Here is a 15,319-nt window from a genome sequence, read left to right as displayed (position 1 = left end):
TGGTGCGGTGATGACGCACGGCGACCACACGGGGCCGCTGCGGGACCGGTGACAGGCGGTGCGAGGATCCTCGACCGTACGCGGTCAGTGGCAGCAGGCGTGGCCACGCCAGGCCCGCGCGCCCTCCCGAACGCCCACCACCGCGAGCGCCACCGCCATCGCCGGGTCCGCCCACCACCAGCCCAGCGTGTTGAGCCAGAGCCCGATCAGGACCCCGGCCGCCGTCGCGCCGCAGATGAGATTCTGGGTGCCCTCGCCCGCGGTCGCGGCCGAGCCCAGCCTGCGGCCGAGCCGGCGCTTGGCCAGGCCCAGCACCGGCATGCCGGCCAGGCTGACCGCCGTCACCACGATCCCGAGCGCGCTCGGCGCCGCCCGATGCCCCTCGCCCAGGTCGTACGCCACGTGCGCGACGAGATAGGGGGCCAGCAGCCAGAAGCTCACGGCGACCGCCCGCCGCGCCGTGCCCTCGGCACCCGGCGACAGCGTGCGCGAGCCGGTGAACCGCCACAGCACGATCAGGCTGGCCGCCGCCTCCACCAGCGCGGACAGCGCCCAGCCGATGAGCGCGACCGAATGCGCCGCCGTCCCCGCCACCAGGCCGAGCGTGCTCTCCACGCCGAGCCAGCCGAGCGTGACCAGGGAGAGCGCGCGGGCCGCGCGGGCGTCGCCCAGCCACTCCGCCGACACCGCGAGGCGCTCATCGATCCGCTGTTCAGACATGACGAACCTCCCGAGCCCGGCAACAGAGAGTTACGTACCCGTCACCGTACGCGAGAACGGCGTCCGGCCCGGCAAGGGATGGTCAAGATCGGCCGATAATGGCAGCGACGAGGGGGAGAAACCGATGCCGTTCACGCCCGCACACATCGCGGCGGTGCTGCCGCTGGTCTCGGCGGCCCGGGTGCGCCGCCTCGCCGACCCCTGGGCGCTGGCCGTGGGCGCGATGGTGCCCGACCTGCCGATCTTCCTGCCGTTCCTGCCCGACTACACCGACTGGCACTCCTGGACCGGCGTGCTCACCCTCGACCTGGCCGCGGCGGTGCTGCTGGTGGCGCTGTTCCACGGCGTCCTCCGCGACCCCCTGACCGCCCTGCTGCCGCCCGCGCTCGCCGGCCGGGCCGCGCTGCTCGCGCCCGCGCGGCTCCGGCCGGCCCCCATCCTGGCCGGAGCCCTGATCGGCGCCGCCACCCACGTCGCCTGGGACTCCTTCACCCACTCCACCGGCCCCGCACTCTGGGGCGACTGGCTCTCCGTGGAGGTCCTCGGGGTGCTGCCGCTCTTCCGGGTCCTGCAGTACACCTCCTCGGCCGCCGGCCTCGCCGCCGTCGTGTGGTGGGCCTGGCGCGGCCTCGCCCGGATGGCGCCCGCGCCGGTGCCCGAACGGCTCGCCGTCCCCGCCCGCGTACGCGGCGGCGTCCTCGCGGCCTGCGCGGCGGGCATCGTCGCCGGAGCGCTCGTCTGGCCCCTGGTGGACGAGCCGAACCCGGCGCTCGGCCTGCCCAGCGTGCTCACCAAGACCGGCGCGGGCACCGTCGTCGGCCTGTGCCTGGTCCTCGCCTGCTACGCCGCGCTCTGGCAGCTCAGACGGCGCCGCCCGGCCGTCCCGGACGGCGCCTGAGCACTGGCACTATCGAGAGGTGCTTGAGTACGTCACCGACGCCGACGACCCCCGCCTCTCCGACTACACCCGGCTGCGGGACGTCGAGCTGCGCAAGAGCCTGGAGGCCGAGCGCGGCCTCTTCCTCGCCGAGGGCGAGAAGGTCATCAGGCGGGCCATCGGCGCCGGCTACCCCATCCGCTCGGTCCTGACCACCCGCCGCTGGCTCCCCTCACTCGCCGACGTCCTCGGCGACGCCCTCGTCTACGTCGTCAGCGACGAGATCATGGCCGGCATCGCCGGCTTCAAGGTCCACCGCGGCGCCCTCGCCTCGATGGAACGCCTCCCGCTGCCGTCCGTGGAACGCCTGCTCAAGGGCGGAGCCCGCCGCCTGCTGGTGCTGGAGGACCTGGTCGACCACAGCAACATCGGCGCCATCTTCAGGTCGGCGGCGGCGCTGGGAGTGGACGCGGTCATCCTCTCCCCCCGGTGCGCGGACCCCCTCTACCGCCGCGCGGTCAAGGTGTCGATGGGGGCGGTCTTCTCGATCCCGTACGCCCGCATGGACGACTGGTACGAAGGCTTGTCCCGGCTGCGCGAGGCGGGCTTCCAGACGCTGGCCCTGACGCCGGACCAGAAGGCCACGCCGATCGACACGGTGAAACTGTCCGACCGGGTGGCCCTGCTCCTGGGCTCCGAGGGGGACGGGCTGTCGTCCCACTGGCTGGAGGAGGCCGACCAGGCGGTGTGCATCCCGATGAGCGCGACGGCGATGGCGGCGGGCGTCGACTCGCTCAACGTGGTGGCCGCGGCGGCCATCGCCTGCCACGGCCTGATGCGCAACACCGGCCAGGCGTAGCTCGATCGGACCTTGTGGTCGGCGGCAGGGTTGGACGATGACGGCACTGACCACAGCTGCTGGCCCCCGACATCACCGCCGAGGGCGAGCCCGAGCGGTTCATCCGTGCCGTGCAGGAGACACCAGCGGGCTGGGCCGAGTCGGCCGCGTGAGGTGGGACATGTGCGGGTCGGCGCGCCGGCCGGGATGACCGGTACGACCGCTCGGGCGTTCAGACCGAGGCCCGCGACACCGCGCCGGACGCATGAGTTCGAGGCTCGGCTGCCGCAGGGCGGAGCCCCCGCTCGGTCAACCGCCGGCAAGGAGGCCGGCCGGGCAGGGGCTCTTCACGTCGGCACGCCCAATCAAGTGACAAGCTGAACTCTGCGCAGCGTCTCGGCCGCGTTCGTGCCGCGCTCGATCTTCGCGAGCACGGCTTCCATGATGCTCGTGTACGCGTTCGGTCCCGTTTCTTCGGGCCCCAGGACGTGGGCCATTTCCAGCCGGTCCCCGACCGCGAGAGCTGCTACGAGCGGCACGCGTTTGAGGGCCCGATCGACGGTCGCCGCGAACTCCGCGCCTTCGGCCGCCGTCAGCTCCGCGATCTGATCTTCGGTTACCTCGACGTAGGCCCACACATTGATGTCCCAGGCATGGCCCTCGACGCAGTCGAAGAGGAACATGTGCCCCTGCTGCTCGATGAGCCCGCAGGTCGGCCGGTCGTGCTTGTCGTACACCGCGATGACCCTGGAGGTCTCGGAGGGCTCCCAGGGCTTCGCGCCGAACTGGAGATGTACCAGCTCAGGCATCGCCGTCCTCCATCCAAACCGGTTGGCCAAAGCACTCACTAAAGCGCGCACTCTCATCGTCGGTCCAATCAGTATCTCCGTCCAGGCAGACAGACACATGGTCAGGGTTTCTTTTGCCCCCATCCAGGACAATCAGGAAGCCTGCTGCTCGCAGTTTGCCAGCCGTCGTGTACCTGACCCCGTCGTGCATGCTCGCGCTTCGCCGGCCGCGGTACATCAGGTCAACCATCTCTTTGACGCTGCGCTCACCGATGGTGAGGGACAGGCCCTTCTCCCCGATACGAAGCTGACTTCGGAACGGGAAAATGCAGAACCCCGGGTTGAGTCTGTTGCCGAACTGGGTCAGAACGGCATCATCCGAGAGCTCGTCACGTGACGGCCGGGTGTTGGGCGAGCGACGCGCTGGCATAGCTGGCCATCATGCCCGGCAACCCCGACAGGCACGGGGTTTCCGGCGGATCCACCTCTGCACTTGCTGGCTCAAACGGGTTTAGGCGGCTCACACGGGGCACGGGCAAGCAGCGTCGTCGAGGAGAGGATGAGATGCACGCCGTAGAGAAAACGCTGTCGCTCGGGATGGGCATGCTCAGCGCCGCGCTGGCCGCCGCGCTGTTCAAGCGGGTGTGGACGATGGCGTCGGGGGAGGAGGACGCGCCGGACGCCGACGACCTGGAGCGCGGGTGGGCGGAGATCCTGGTCGCCGCGGCGCTGCAGGGCGCGATCTTCGGCCTGGTCAAGGCCGCGGTGCACCGCGCGGGCGCGCAGACCTTCCACCGCCGGGCGGTCAGGAACGGCGCGAAGGGCTGACGTCCGATCGGGGGCCGGTCAAGGGTGGCCGGGCATCCAGTCTGGATAGTTGTCGATGTCGTACGTGACCGGTCTGCTCTCGATCGGGCCGGCGGGGCCTGCCGACCTGATCAGCGCCTCCATCGCGGGGGCGTGCGCGTCCGTGGTGATCAGGGTGAGCCGCCAGGTGGACGTCTCGGCGGATGAGGAGGGGGAAGGCACCTCGTCGATGTCGATGGAGGTGGCGAGATCCGCCCCCAGGATCTCGTGCGCCAGAACCGCCGCCTTCTCGTGGCCTTCGACCGTGGTGCGGACCTCGATGAATGCCGCCATGCTTTTCCTTTGTCGAGGAGGGAGGCCCACCCTACCTGTGGCAGGCACGAAGCGAACGGGGTTCGGCATATGCTGCCGCCTGTGACTCCGCCATGACGGTGGGTGACAGGGGAGGCTCATGGACCTGGGGTGGATCATCGCGATGGCGGTCGCGACGCGCACCACGTACGCTGCTCCACCCGCCGCGCTGACCTGCGCGGTCGCGACGCCGCCCGGCCGGTCGCTGAGCTTCACGCCGACCGTCGGGCTGACGCCCCGGCGGGTCACCGTACGGGGCAACCTGCAGCTCACCGGGTGCGTCTCGCCGGACGGCTCGGCCTCCGCCCTGCGGTCCGGCTGGGTGTCCCTGCGCGTCACCGCCGACACCTCCTGCACCAGCGCCGCCCGGGTACGCGGCCGTGCGAGCGTCATCTGGTTCGGCTGGGACGGCCGCCCCCTCGGCACCTCCACGATCAGCGGCGGCGCGGGCAGCCTGGCCACCCATCGCCCCGCCGACAGCCTGCTTACCGGCACGGTGACCTACGGCCCGCTCAAGGGCCGCCGGGCGAGCGGCGGCCTGACGCCGGACGCGGGCCTCGTCTCCTGCGCCACCGAAGGGCTGAGCCGTCTGACCGGCACGGGGACGATGACGTTCGGCTGATCAGCCTTCCGCGATCCGCCTTGCGGCGTAGTCGAGCAGCCGCTCGGCCGTGGTGAAGCGGCCGTCCTTGCCGTCGTGCAGCAGCGCGCCCACGATCTGGACGCCGTTCCGCTCGGCGGCGAACAGCAGGCAGTAGCCGGCCGCCCTGGTGTAGCCGGTCTTGACGCCCAGCACGTCGGCGGAGCGGGAGAGCAGCTCGTTGGAGTTGCGCCAGGTGTGCGCCCGGTGCACGGCGGTCTTGCCGACCTTGTACGTCCTCGCCCCCACCATGGCCTGGAACGTGCTGTTCGCGAGCGCCCGCTGCGCCAGCCTGACCTGGTCGGCGGCGGTCGAGTAGCCGCCGTTGCCGGGCGTGGGCATGCCGTCGGCGTTGGTGTAACGGGTGTCGGCCAGGCCGAGGGCCCGGGCGGTGCGGTTCATCTTCGCGACGAACGCCGTCTTGCCCGGCCCGTAGCGCCTGGCCAGGGCGCTGGCCGCGTCGGCGCCCGACGGCAGCAGCAGCCCGTGGAGCAGGTCCCTGACCGTGAGGCGTTCGCCCGCGCGCAGCCCGGCCGTGGTGGCGCCTTCTCTGACGGCGTCCTTCACGTCGGCCTCGGTGACGGTGATCGTGTCGGTGAGCCGGCCCTCGCGCAGCACGACGTACGCGGTCATGACCTTGACCAGGCTGGCGACCGGCACCCGCCGGCTCTGCCGCTTGCCGAAGTGGATCGTTCCGGCCGAGTCGACCACGTACGCCTCGGCCGCCTTCACCTTGGGAGCGTCGGCCGCCACCGCTGGGGTGGCGAAGCCGACAAGCACGGCGAGCGCGGCAGAGCCCATCAATCCCGCAATACGCATGCCAAACATGGTGGCAGGAGATCAAGAGTTCGTTTGCCTAGCTTCGCCATAAAGCCCCCTCGGGCGGGGGTAAATGAATGCTAGATCGAAGGGGGAACAGCCGTGGCGGGCAGGTTCATCATCACCGAGGACGGGCGCGGCGGTTACCGGTTCGCGCTGGTCGCGGCCAATGGGCAGACGCTGGCGGTGGGTGAGGGCTTCACCAGCAAGGCCGCCTGCGTGAACGGCATCGAGACGGTGCGGAGAAGCGCCCCGGAGGCGGTCGTCGAGGACCGCAGCCAGGCGGGCCAGGCGCCGGCCTAGGCGGCCACGGCCTCCTCGTCCGTCGTGGCGCGCCGCCGCCTCCTGCGCCACACCACGAACCCGGCCACCGCGCCGGCGACCAGCACGGCCACGGCCGCGGCGGCGACGGGCGAGTGGGAGGCCAGTTGCACGTAGCCCCAGAGGGCCGCCGCGCCGCCGAACCACCACAGCGGCGCCCAGGTCAGGCAGCCGAGCGCGCTCGCGACGACGTACCAGGGGTAGGAGACCCGCAGAGCGCCGGCCACCCAGGGCAGGGTGTGGCGCAGCCCCGGCACCCAGAAGCACCCGTAGACGGCGAGCGCCCCCCACTTCTCGACGACCCGCTCGACCGCCTCGATGCGGGCCCGGCCCACCTTGCGCCCGATTCGCGACTCGTAGAGCTTCTCGCCGAGCCTGCGGCCGACCCAGTAGTAGACCTGGAACGCGCCGAACAGGGCGATCATGAGGATGACGCCCACCAGCCAGTAGGGCAGGTTGAGCCAGTAGGGCGTGTCGGGGGCGGGAACGGCGATCAACGCGGCCGACATGTTCCGGCTCACCACCCCTCCACTGCGTTAGGTAACCCTAACCTTATTCGCGCGGCGGGCCGAGTGCCACACCCGCCCGCAAGCCGATCGCAAACGGTGCAACCAGGGGACAAGCAGCGCTCAACCGCCCGGCTCCACTCTAGGTGTGAGCAAGAAGGGGTGTTGACGATGCCGACGACGAGAAGCAGGGCCGCCCTGGCCGGTGGCACCGCGAACGCGGCCAGGTTGTTCGTGGCCGCGCTGGCCTTCACCAGCGCCTACGTCGGCCTGTCCGCCTACGGCAACGCCCGCTCGGCCGCCGCCCCGGTACGGACCGTGACGCTGTCGGCCCGCGAGATGCCGATCGCCCGCCCCCTGGTCGCCGCCACTCCCACGTCGGCGCGGGCCGGCGCGGTCACCGTCACGGCCGACGGCGCGGCCGGCTGCGCCCCCTCGTACGTCGCCCGCAGCCTGCTCACCGAGGCAGCCCCCGGCCAGGGCGCGCTCTACCGCTGGCGGCTGTCCCGCTGGAGCCCCGCCACCGGGACCTGGCGCACCTTCCTGACCGAGCACGGCGGCTTCGCCGCGGGCGAGCGGGCGGTCGAGTGGCGCCCCCGGATCTCCGGCAACCCCGGCTGGTATCGCGTCGAGGTGCTGGCCGAAGGCGCCGCGCCCGCCAGGAGCGACCGTTTCCTGGTCAGCTGCTGACCGAGCGCCGCGCCGCCTCGACCCAGCGCGGCACGCCGACCCGCTCGGCGACCTCCAGGGCCTTCTCGTAGTGCTCGCGGGCCGCGTCGGGCTGACCGAGGCGGACCGCCAGGTCGCCGAGGGTGAGCGCCACCGGCCACAGCGCGACCACGCCGGTGCCCGCGCCCGCCACCCGGTCGGCGAACGGCTTGAGCTTGTCGTAGCAGTCGACCATCCGCTCGCGGTCGTCGAGCAGCATCCCGGCGAGGGCCCGCCAGGTCATCGCCAGCTCGTACAGGAAGTCGGGGCGCACCGGCGGGCGGACGGAGGCGACGGCCTTGGCGTCGGGGACGTGCCCGGCGGAGGCCAGCGCGAGCGCGTAGGCGTCGAGCGTCCACTTCGCGCCCCGGTGGTGGGCGTCGGCCAGCACGTCGACCATCTCGGCGGCCCGGCCGTCGACCAGGTGCAGGCAGAACATGGTGATCAGCGGGAGGTCCTGGCGGCCCTCCAGCATGCCCGCGCGCTGGGTCATCCTGGCCGCGTCGCGGTAGGCGCGCTCGGCGCCCGCGTAGTCGCCGGAGATCATGAACCGCATGCCGCGGTACCAGACGACCACCGCGGCCGGGGCGGACAGGTCGTACTGCCTGGCCAGCTGGTCGGCGGCGGCGGCGTGCGTGTCGGCCGCGGCGAACTCGCCCCGCGCCGCCGCGCACTCCAGCAGCACCAGGTGGGCCAGCGCCTGCGTGGCCATCTGCCCGGAGCGCTGCGCCACCTCCAGCAGCTCCCTGCCGATGCTCTCGCGCGCGTCCACGGCCGGGATGTCGTACGACTGCCGCAGCCGCCCGCTCAGCGCCGCCGCGATCAGCGTCGGGTCGCCGCTCTCCCTGGCCAGCTCCAGCGCCTGCAGCGACGCCTCCCGCCCGCGTTCGGGGGAGGAGGAGCCCTCCAGCTCCAGGGCCAGCGTCGTCAGCAGGCTCGCCCGCAGCCGCTGCTCGCCGGCGGGCAGCTCGACGAGCGCCCGCTCGGTGACGTCCACGATCTCCCACGCGGTGCGGGTGAAGTCGCGGGCCATGCCCTTGTGCGGCACGGCCAGCGAGGCCGCGACCTTGGCGGTGAGCTCCAGGTCGCCGAGCGGCAGCGCGGCGTCCATGGCCTGGCGGCGCAGCAGCCGCGCCGCCGTCATGTCGCCGCACACCGCGAGCGCCCTGATCTGGCGCAGCATCAGCCGCAGCCGCTCCTTGGCCCGCTCGGGCTGCTCGGTCTGCTCGTCGCCACGTGAACGGTCGAACGCGGCGATCGCCTGCTCCCACAGCGAGGCGGCCTCACGGTGGGCGAAGCGCCGCTCGGCCTGCTCGGCGGCGAGTCCCGCGTAGCGCACCGCCTTGTCGGCGGCGTCGGCGAGGAAGTAGTGGTGGGCGAGCGCGGCCACGTCGGAGGACGTGCGCTGCTCGATGACCGCCGCCACGGCCGCGTGCAGCCGGGCGCGGCGCAGACGGGAGGCGTCGGAGTAGATGGTGTCGCGCACCAGGTCGTGGTCGAAGCGCAGCAGCCCGGGGCCCGGCTCGGTGACGAGCCCGGCGAGCAGCGCGGCCTCGACGGCCTCGATCACCGCGTCCTCGTCGCCCGCGACCGCGATCAGCACGTCGAGGTCGACGTCACGGCCGATGACCGCCGCCTGCAGCAGGATCTGCTGCGCGCCGGACGGCAGCCGCGAGATGCGCCGCCGCAGCACGTCGCGGACGCCGGAGGGCACCCGCGACAGCACCTCGGTGGCGCTGGCCCGGTCGGCCGCGCCCTCGGAGTCGAGCAGGCGCACGGTCTCGCGTACGAAGAACGGGTTGCCGGCGGTGCGCTCGACGATCGACTCGACCGCGTCCTCGTCGATCTCGCGTACGCAGGTCGCCCGGACCAGCTCGGCCACGGCCTTCGGGTCGAGCCCGGACAGGCCGACGCGGACCGGCCCCAGCCGGGCCAGCGAGGCCAGCACGTCGGACTGGGCGTCGTCCAGCTCGCTCTCCCTGCACGTCACCACCAGCAGCACCCGGCTGGTGGCCAGCAGGCTGGGCAGCGCGCGCAGCAGCGCGAGCGTCTGGTCGTCGGCCCAGTGGAGGTCCTCGACCGTGAGCAGCACCGGCGCGCGCTTGGCCACCCCGGCGAGGTAGCCGCCGACCGCGCGGTGCAGGCGGAAGCCGCCGGAGACCTCGTCCTCGTCGGGGTCGGGGGCGGCGTCGTCCAGCAGCGGGGCGAGGAGCTGGGCGTACTCGCCGGCGCCGGTCATGCCGACGAGCGCGCGCAGGATCTCCACCCAGGCCCAGCCGGGCGGGGTGGCGCTGGAGTCGGGGCAGGCGCCGGAGGCGGTGATCCAGCCGTCGCCGCCGAGCTGGCCCTCCAGGCGGCGCAACAGCGTGGTCTTGCCCGCGCCCGCCACGCCGGTGACCACCGCCACCTGGAAGCGGCCGGTGCGCGAGGCAGCCGTGGTGAGCCGGGCGAGCTCGGCGTCGCGGCCGACGAACGGCTCGGGGTCGAGCGGCGGCGGCTCGACCGCGGCGGCCGGCCGGGGCGGCCAGGTGTCGCCGGCGGCCGGGGCCGGGCGCGCGGGCCGCGCCGGGAGCGCCAGGTCCAGCTCGGGCGATTGGGCGAGGATGTCGGACTCCAGCTTGCGCAGCGCGGGGCCGGGGTCGATGCCGAGCTCGTCGGCCAGGATGTTCCTGGCGCGGCGCAGGGCCGCCAGCGCGTCGCCCTGCCGGCCGCAGCGGTAGAGGCCGAGCGCCAGCAGCCGCCAGCCCTCCTCGCGCAGCGGATGCTCGGTGGTCAGCGCCTCCAGGTCGGGCACGGTCTCGGCGTGCAGGCCGAGGCGCAGCCCGGTGTCGGAGTGCCGCTCGCGGGCCACCAGCCGCAGCTCGGTCAGCCGGTTGACCTCGGCCTCGGCCCACTGCTGGTCGGCGAAGTCGGAGTAGGGGGTGCCGCGCCACAGCCCGAGCGCCTTCTCCAGCCGGCCGCGCGCCGACTGCGGGTCGGCCTCCTCCAGGTGCTCGCCCGCCGCCCGGACGAGCTGCTCGAACCGGAGCGCGTCGACCTGGTCGGAGGCCACCCGCAGGGCGTAGCCGGAGGCGACGGTCACCAGCAGGCGGTTGGGGCCGCCGCGCGGGCGGCCCGGTTCGAGCACCCTGCGCAGGCGTGAGATGTAGACCTGGAGGCCCGACTGTGCGCCCTTGGCCGCGTCGTCGTCCCACAGGTCGTAAAGAAGGGTGTCAACAGGGACGACCTGGCCCCTGGCCACGAGGAGTCGGGCGAGGACGGCTCGCTGCCGCAACCCGCCCAGGTCGAGTCCGTCGTCGTGTTCGTACGCCTCGACTGGCCCCAGAACTCGGAACGCCACCATGTCAGCCGCCACGCTATGCGGGCCTACGAATCGCGCACAAGGTCTTTGAGGGGTTTGGGATTGTCACTGGGGGGCCTTCGAGATCGCCGACGGGGACTCCGCGCCGGTGCCCCGGCCGCCGCGCCTGCGCAGCAGCGCCCACGCGCCCAGGGCCAGGCCACCGAACGGGATCTCGATAGTGTAAGTCCAGAACCCGAAAAGCAGTGCGGTCGCGGTGGCCGGAGCGGCCGGCACGTGGAAGGCGGCGGTGAGCAGGAACACCACGCCGCTCTCCATGATCCCGGCCCCGCTGGGCGTGACCAGCGCGCTGGTGAGCACCCGCGACAGCGCGAAGACGGCGATCGACTGGGCGAGGCCCGGCCAGGCGCCGGTGGCCCACATGCAGGCGGCCATGATCGCCCACTGGAAGCCCAGGAAGAACACCATGCCGAGCGACAGCCCGAGCGAGCGGGTGCGGACGATCTCGGCGGTGTCGGCGCGCAGCTTGTGGAAGTGCTCGCCGGCGTGGACCCGCAGCCGCAGCAGCCCGGTGATCCGGTCGAGCGCGCGGCCGAGCAGGTCGGCGGCGCGGTCCCAGTAGAGCGCGGCGGCCACGGCCGCGCACAGCGCCAGGATGGCGAACGCGCCGGTCCAGCCGGCGTTGGCGACCGTGGCGTTGGGCGCCTCGCCCGCGACGAGCAGCGCGATGATCCCGACGGCCGGCAGGATGAACCGGAACAACGTGTTCCAGATGCCGCTGACCAGCGTCATGACCACGATCGCCCGGTTGCCGAAGCCCCAGCCCCTGGTCATCGCGAACGACAGCGCCACGCCGACCGCGCCGCCGAACGGCAGCAGGTTGCTGACCGCGCTGCCGGCCGCGTTGAGCGTGAGGCCCTGCAGGTTGGTGAGGCCGGGCAGCGAGTTGGTCAGTACGAACGTGTAGGCCAGCAGGCTCAGCAGCCACAGCGCCGTCATCAGGGCGATCTCGCCGGCGCCGAGCGCGCCGAACACCGCGCCGATCTCGGCCCACGACACGGGCTTGCCGGTGAGCGCCCGCACGATCTGCGGCAGATAGATCACGAGCAGGACGGCCAGCCCGAGCGAGAGCACGGAAAGGACGATCTGCAGCCACTTGTTCTTCATCGGCACCCAGTCTGCCCCCTCCCGGAGGGCCGATCATCCCTCCGAGGGACTACTCGGGCCACCGCTCGAAAGGATGACGCAGCCGGGCGCCGGGCGGCAGGTCGCGGCGGACGTACCACTCGGTGCCGAAGACCAGGCGGTAGAGCGGGCCGGGGACCTTCAGCATGACGGCGAGCGTGCGGTCGCTGTCGCCGCCGCTCGCCTGGGAGACGTGGGCGGACATCGAGCCGCGTTTCTGGCGGGCGTAGCGGCGCACGTTGACCCGGTGGGTGATGGCCTCGCCCGGTGAGTAGGCGCTCTCGAAGGTGCGTACGTCGAACTCGGGCGGGAACCGGTAGAACTTGGTCGCCAGTTTGAGCAGCCGGACCAGCGGGTCGCGGTTGACCGTCGCCTCCAGGACGATCTCGGTGCCGGCGATCTCGGCGGCCCGGCTGCCCACCCGGTGCACCTGCACGTGGTCGGGGTGGCCGTAGCCGCCGGCCGGGTCGTAGATCGCGAGGAGGTCGGCCCGCTCCTCCTGGAGGATCGCGGCCAGCGCCTTGGCCGCCTCCTCGATGTCGGCGTCCATGAACGCGTTGTCGGGCCGCTCCTCGGCGCTGCCGCCCTTGGGGCTGAGGCCCGAGTCGCCATAGCCGAGGCACTCGACGCGGGCGCAGCCGAGCACGGCGGCCGACTCGTAGAGCTCCTTGAGCCTGGTCTCGCCCAGCGCCTCGCCCGGCGCCATGTCGGCCAGGCCGCGCTCGCCCGCGGTGGCGGTGACCAGCACCACGCGGTGCCCCTCGGCCGCGAGCATCGCCATGGTGCCCGCCGTCAGCAGGGCCTCGTCGTCGGGGTGGGCATGGAAGAACACAGCGGTACGTGGAGGCACACGCCCAGATTAGTCTGGGAGGGGTGCGGATCTTTCACGTGAGCGACTGTTACCTGCCGCGACTCGGGGGGATCGAGGTGCAGGTGGCCGATCTCGTCCGCGTGCAGCGCGCCGCCGGGCACGAGGTGACGGTGGCCACGGCGACCAGGGGCGAGCCGCTGGAGGGCGTGCGCAGGATCGTCGCGAGGATGCCCTTCGACCTGCCGGTCCACCCGCGTGGCGTCGGCCGTCTGACGCGGTGGATCGCCGCCGGGCGGCCCGACGTGGTGCACGTGCACACCGGGGCGGTCTCGCCGTTCGCGTGGATGGGCGTGCGGGCGGCGGCGCGGGCCGGGGCGCCGTGCGTGGTGACCGTCCACAGCATGTGGGACCCGCTGACCCGGCTGGTCTACCGGCTGCTGCGGGCGGCGTACGGCTGGCAGCGGTGGGGGCTGGTCGCCACCACCGTGAGCAGCGCGGCGGCCGTGCCGATCCGCGCGGTCGCCGGGCCCCGGGTGCCGGTCCAGGTGGTCTCCAACGGTCTCGACCTGTCGGGCTGGGCGCCCCCGCCGGGCACCCCGCAGCGGCGCGAGGAGGTCCACGTCGTCGCGGTCGGCCGGCTGGCGCCGCGCAAACAGCCCGTACGCCTGCTGAAGCTGCTCCAGGCGGCCCGCGCCCGGGTGCCCGCCGAGATCCCCGTCCGGGCCACGATCGTCGGCGACGGTCCCGCCAGGGGGCAGATGGAACGCTTCCTGGCCCGGCACGGCATGGCCGGCTGGGTGTCGCTGCCCGGCCGCTACTCCCGCGAGCAGATCGCGAAGGTCCTGGAGTCGGCCGACGTCTTCGTGGCGCCCGCGCCGCGCGAGTCGTTCGGCATCGCGGCGCTGGAGGCGCGGGCGGCGGGGGTGCCGGTGGTGGCGAGGGCGCAGAGCGGGGTGGCCGACTTCGTCGCCGACGGCGTCGAGGGGCTGCTCGGGCGGAGCCTCGGCGACCTGGCGCGGGCGGTGGCGCGGCTGTGCGCCGACGCCGGGCTGCGCGAGGCGATCGCGGCGCACAACCGGGCGACGCCGCCCGCGGCCGGGTCGTGGCCGGCAGTGCTGGAGGGGTTCGGGTCGGCGTACGAGCGGGCCCGCGATCAGCGGCGCAGCACCACGTAGCCGTCGCGTTCGTAGACGATCACATAGCCCTGGGCCTGCAGCTCGCCGACCTTGGCGACCTGCTGGTCGAACGAGCCGAACGGGAACTCCCAGCGGGCCGTGTCGGCGATCACCCAGGGCGCGTTGTGCGAGGTGGGCCCCCACAGCAGCACGGTGGCGCGGGCGGTGAGCGCGGGCCCGACCGAGTTGGGCGCCTCGACGAGCACGCCGTCGGGCACCTTGCTCACCGCCTCGGCGGCGGCGGCCGCCTTGGGCTCCTTGTAGAAGGACGGGTGGTAGAGCTGGTCGAAGGCGAACCTGGGCACCAGCGTGAGCGCGATCACGCAGGCGGCGGCCGACCAGAGCAGCTTGAGCGTGGCGTCGTCGGAGCGTTCGAGCATGCGCAGCAGCCTGGCCGCCCCGTCCACGCCCGCGCAGATGATGATGACCACGGTGAACGCGCTGTACTGGAAGTCGGCCTGCCACCACTGCGGGCGGTCCGACAGCATGCGCTCCAGCACGTGCGGCAGCGCCGCCAGCGACAGCGGCGACAGCAGGCAGAGCATCAGGGTGGGCCAGGTCAGCAGGAACAGCGTGTCGACCTTGGCCTCCTCGCTGAACGGCAGCAGCAGGGCGGCCAGCGGGTCGCGGGCGATGCCCAGGAGCGCGCCGGGGACGTCGGGACCGAGGTGCCCGTAGGCCCAGAAGTCCTGCGCGTTGCCGCCGAAGACCGAGGTGACCAGCCCGCGGATGAGCAGCACGGCCCCGATGCCGAACGTGGCGCACAACGTCCCCCGCCACCGCTCGCCCATGACGAACAGGCACAGCCCGATCCCAGCGACCATGAGCCCCATGTCCTCCTTGACCAGGAGGAGGGCGAGCATCGCGAGGAACGCCGCCCGTTCCCTGCCCGCGTGGTAGCGCTCGATCATGATCGCGGTGAGCACGGGGACGAACATGACCTCGTGCGCGTCGAACGCGACGGCCTGCGCGACCGGCCACGACAGCGCGTACGCCGCCGCCACCAGATAGGCGGGCGCGACCCCGAGCACCCGCCGGGTGTAGTTCCACAGGAACGGCACGGCCGCGGCGAACAGCGCCGCCTGCGCCACGATCAGCGTGCCCGGCCCGTCGTGGATCCAGTAGAGAGGCGCGAGCAGCGCGTAGATCGGCGAGAAGTGGTCGGCGAGCTGGACGTAGTCCAGCCCGCGCCCGTGGAACATGCCGAGCACGGGGACGTACGGCGGCCGGAACGCCGCGTAGTTGCGCACCGCCTGGTCCACGATCACCAGGTCCAGGGTGGTGGCGCGGAAGGAGGCCAGCTTCACCAGCCCCAGCACGGCGTAGGCCACCGCCGCGAGCAGTGTCATCACGCCCACCCGCAGCCGGTGGCCACTGAGCGAGACCCTCCAGCCCCGTCGTGCGGGGGGAGCGGCGCCGTCCGGCGCGAGGTCGGTTCCAGCCGTCACGGGCGACAAGACTAGAACGAATCC

The 15,319-nt window shown here is 73.0% G+C and carries 17 protein-coding genes; 8 read left to right on the top strand and 9 right to left on the bottom strand.

Features of this window, described 5'->3' with window-relative positions:
- Positions 1 to 84: 84 nt before the first annotated feature.
- A complete protein-coding gene (locus BMW85_RS06185; protein ID WP_177240515.1) occupies positions 85 to 720 on the bottom strand; it encodes a cation diffusion facilitator family transporter in 636 nt (211 codons plus the stop codon).
- Between the two features lie 124 nt (positions 721 to 844).
- On the opposite strand from BMW85_RS06185, the gene BMW85_RS06180 reads away from it, so the two are divergent.
- Positions 845 to 1,618, top strand: coding sequence for a DUF4184 family protein (locus tag BMW85_RS06180; protein ID WP_091077997.1), 774 nt, complete (start codon positions 845 to 847; stop codon positions 1,616 to 1,618).
- A gap of 19 nt (positions 1,619 to 1,637) precedes the next feature.
- Complete coding sequence (locus BMW85_RS06175; RefSeq protein WP_091077995.1) at positions 1,638 to 2,456, top strand: TrmH family RNA methyltransferase; 819 nt, start codon at positions 1,638 to 1,640, stop codon at positions 2,454 to 2,456.
- A gap of 344 nt (positions 2,457 to 2,800) precedes the next feature.
- On the opposite strand, the gene BMW85_RS06170 is transcribed toward BMW85_RS06175, so the two are convergent.
- Positions 2,801 to 3,244 carry a hypothetical protein gene (locus BMW85_RS06170; protein ID WP_091077993.1) on the bottom strand — a complete coding sequence of 148 codons (444 nt, stop codon included), beginning with the start codon at positions 3,242 to 3,244 and terminating at the stop codon, positions 2,801 to 2,803.
- Between the two features lie 22 nt (positions 3,245 to 3,266).
- Here BMW85_RS06170 and BMW85_RS48135 point away from each other — a divergent pair, with 22 nt between their 5' ends.
- Together BMW85_RS48135 and BMW85_RS06160 are read left to right on the top strand one after the other, a co-directional pair.
- A complete protein-coding gene (locus tag BMW85_RS48135; RefSeq protein ID WP_143082115.1) occupies positions 3,267 to 3,620 on the top strand; it encodes a hypothetical protein in 354 nt (117 codons plus the stop codon).
- 167 nt (positions 3,621 to 3,787) lie between these two features.
- Positions 3,788 to 4,051 carry a DUF4235 domain-containing protein gene (locus BMW85_RS06160; RefSeq protein WP_091077987.1) on the top strand — a complete coding sequence of 88 codons (264 nt, stop codon included), beginning with the start codon at positions 3,788 to 3,790 and terminating at the stop codon, positions 4,049 to 4,051.
- A gap of 18 nt (positions 4,052 to 4,069) precedes the next feature.
- Here the strand turns inward: BMW85_RS06160 and BMW85_RS06155 are convergent, their stop codons facing one another.
- The gene (locus BMW85_RS06155; RefSeq protein ID WP_091077984.1) at positions 4,070 to 4,363 is read right to left on the bottom strand and encodes a hypothetical protein; all 294 of its coding nucleotides are present in this window, start codon (positions 4,361 to 4,363) and stop codon (positions 4,070 to 4,072) included.
- A 118-nt stretch (positions 4,364 to 4,481) separates the two neighbouring features.
- Between BMW85_RS06155 and BMW85_RS06150 the strand changes: the two genes are divergently transcribed.
- Positions 4,482 to 5,003 (top strand): hypothetical protein, encoded by a 522-nt coding sequence (locus BMW85_RS06150; RefSeq protein ID WP_091077983.1) that lies wholly within the window; start codon positions 4,482 to 4,484, stop codon positions 5,001 to 5,003.
- On the opposite strand, the gene BMW85_RS06145 is transcribed toward BMW85_RS06150, so the two are convergent.
- Positions 5,004 to 5,840, bottom strand: coding sequence for a D-alanyl-D-alanine carboxypeptidase family protein (locus BMW85_RS06145; protein WP_245774652.1), 837 nt, complete (start codon positions 5,838 to 5,840; stop codon positions 5,004 to 5,006).
- Positions 5,841 to 5,942: 102 nt separating this feature from the next.
- Here BMW85_RS06145 and BMW85_RS06140 point away from each other — a divergent pair, with 102 nt between their 5' ends.
- A complete protein-coding gene (locus BMW85_RS06140; protein ID WP_091077979.1) occupies positions 5,943 to 6,143 on the top strand; it encodes a YegP family protein in 201 nt (66 codons plus the stop codon).
- Here the strand turns inward: BMW85_RS06140 and BMW85_RS06135 are convergent.
- Positions 6,140 to 6,682, bottom strand: a complete 543-nt coding sequence (locus tag BMW85_RS06135) for a DedA family protein (RefSeq protein ID WP_091077976.1) — start codon at positions 6,680 to 6,682, stop codon at positions 6,140 to 6,142. The genes BMW85_RS06140 and BMW85_RS06135 overlap by 4 nt on opposite strands.
- A gap of 156 nt (positions 6,683 to 6,838) precedes the next feature.
- On the opposite strand from BMW85_RS06135, the gene BMW85_RS06130 reads away from it, so the two are divergent.
- Positions 6,839 to 7,357: a hypothetical protein gene (locus tag BMW85_RS06130; RefSeq protein ID WP_091077974.1), complete on the top strand. Its 519-nt coding sequence runs from the start codon at positions 6,839 to 6,841 to the stop codon at positions 7,355 to 7,357.
- On the opposite strand, the gene BMW85_RS06125 is transcribed toward BMW85_RS06130, so the two are convergent.
- The 3 genes from BMW85_RS06125 to BMW85_RS06115 form a co-directional block, all read right to left on the bottom strand.
- Positions 7,347 to 10,718: an ATP-binding protein gene (locus tag BMW85_RS06125; RefSeq protein WP_091077972.1), complete on the bottom strand. Its 3,372-nt coding sequence runs from the start codon at positions 10,716 to 10,718 to the stop codon at positions 7,347 to 7,349. The two genes, BMW85_RS06130 and BMW85_RS06125, sit on opposite strands and share 11 nt — an antisense overlap.
- A 63-nt stretch (positions 10,719 to 10,781) precedes the next feature.
- Positions 10,782 to 11,843, bottom strand: a complete 1,062-nt coding sequence (locus tag BMW85_RS06120; RefSeq protein WP_091077970.1) for a lysylphosphatidylglycerol synthase domain-containing protein — start codon at positions 11,841 to 11,843, stop codon at positions 10,782 to 10,784.
- Positions 11,844 to 11,892: 49 nt separating this feature from the next.
- Positions 11,893 to 12,711 (bottom strand): PIG-L deacetylase family protein, encoded by an 819-nt coding sequence (locus BMW85_RS06115; RefSeq protein ID WP_245774651.1) that lies wholly within the window; start codon positions 12,709 to 12,711, stop codon positions 11,893 to 11,895.
- Positions 12,712 to 12,734: 23 nt separating this feature from the next.
- On the opposite strand from BMW85_RS06115, the gene BMW85_RS06110 reads away from it, so the two are divergent.
- Positions 12,735 to 13,847 (top strand): glycosyltransferase family 4 protein, encoded by a 1,113-nt coding sequence (locus tag BMW85_RS06110; RefSeq protein WP_177240514.1) that lies wholly within the window; start codon positions 12,735 to 12,737, stop codon positions 13,845 to 13,847.
- Here the strand turns inward: BMW85_RS06110 and BMW85_RS06105 are convergent.
- Complete coding sequence (locus tag BMW85_RS06105) at positions 13,826 to 15,295, bottom strand: DUF2079 domain-containing protein (RefSeq protein ID WP_245774650.1); 1,470 nt, start codon at positions 15,293 to 15,295, stop codon at positions 13,826 to 13,828. The two genes, BMW85_RS06110 and BMW85_RS06105, sit on opposite strands and share 22 nt — an antisense overlap.
- Positions 15,296 to 15,319: the final 24 nt, after the last annotated feature.

The organism is Nonomuraea wenchangensis (genome assembly GCF_900111685.1).
Taxonomy (GTDB): domain Bacteria; phylum Actinomycetota; class Actinomycetes; order Streptosporangiales; family Streptosporangiaceae; genus Nonomuraea; species Nonomuraea wenchangensis.
The sequence above is the reverse complement of the archived record's forward strand: the minus strand, read 5'-3'. Positions and strand labels throughout refer to the sequence as shown.

Bases quoted from the DNA above. Each gene is read 5' to 3' on its own strand.
- BMW85_RS06185 (WP_177240515.1), bottom strand. From the start codon at position 720: ATGTCTGAACAGCGGATCGATGAGCGCCTCGCGGTGTCGGCGGAGTGG.
- BMW85_RS06180 (WP_091077997.1), top strand. From the start codon at position 845: ATGCCGTTCACGCCCGCACACATCGCGGCGGTGCTGCCGCTGGTCTCG.
- BMW85_RS06170 (WP_091077993.1), bottom strand. From the start codon at position 3,244: ATGCCTGAGCTGGTACATCTCCAGTTCGGCGCGAAGCCCTGGGAGCCC.
- BMW85_RS06160 (WP_091077987.1), top strand. From the start codon at position 3,788: ATGCACGCCGTAGAGAAAACGCTGTCGCTCGGGATGGGCATGCTCAGC.
- BMW85_RS06155 (WP_091077984.1), bottom strand. From the start codon at position 4,363: ATGGCGGCATTCATCGAGGTCCGCACCACGGTCGAAGGCCACGAGAAG.
- BMW85_RS06150 (WP_091077983.1), top strand. From the start codon at position 4,482: ATGGACCTGGGGTGGATCATCGCGATGGCGGTCGCGACGCGCACCACG.
- BMW85_RS06145 (WP_245774652.1), bottom strand. From the start codon at position 5,840: ATGCGTATTGCGGGATTGATGGGCTCTGCCGCGCTCGCCGTGCTTGTC.
- BMW85_RS06130 (WP_091077974.1), top strand. From the start codon at position 6,839: ATGCCGACGACGAGAAGCAGGGCCGCCCTGGCCGGTGGCACCGCGAAC.
- BMW85_RS06125 (WP_091077972.1), bottom strand. From the start codon at position 10,718: ATGGTGGCGTTCCGAGTTCTGGGGCCAGTCGAGGCGTACGAACACGAC.
- BMW85_RS06120 (WP_091077970.1), bottom strand. From the start codon at position 11,843: ATGAAGAACAAGTGGCTGCAGATCGTCCTTTCCGTGCTCTCGCTCGGG.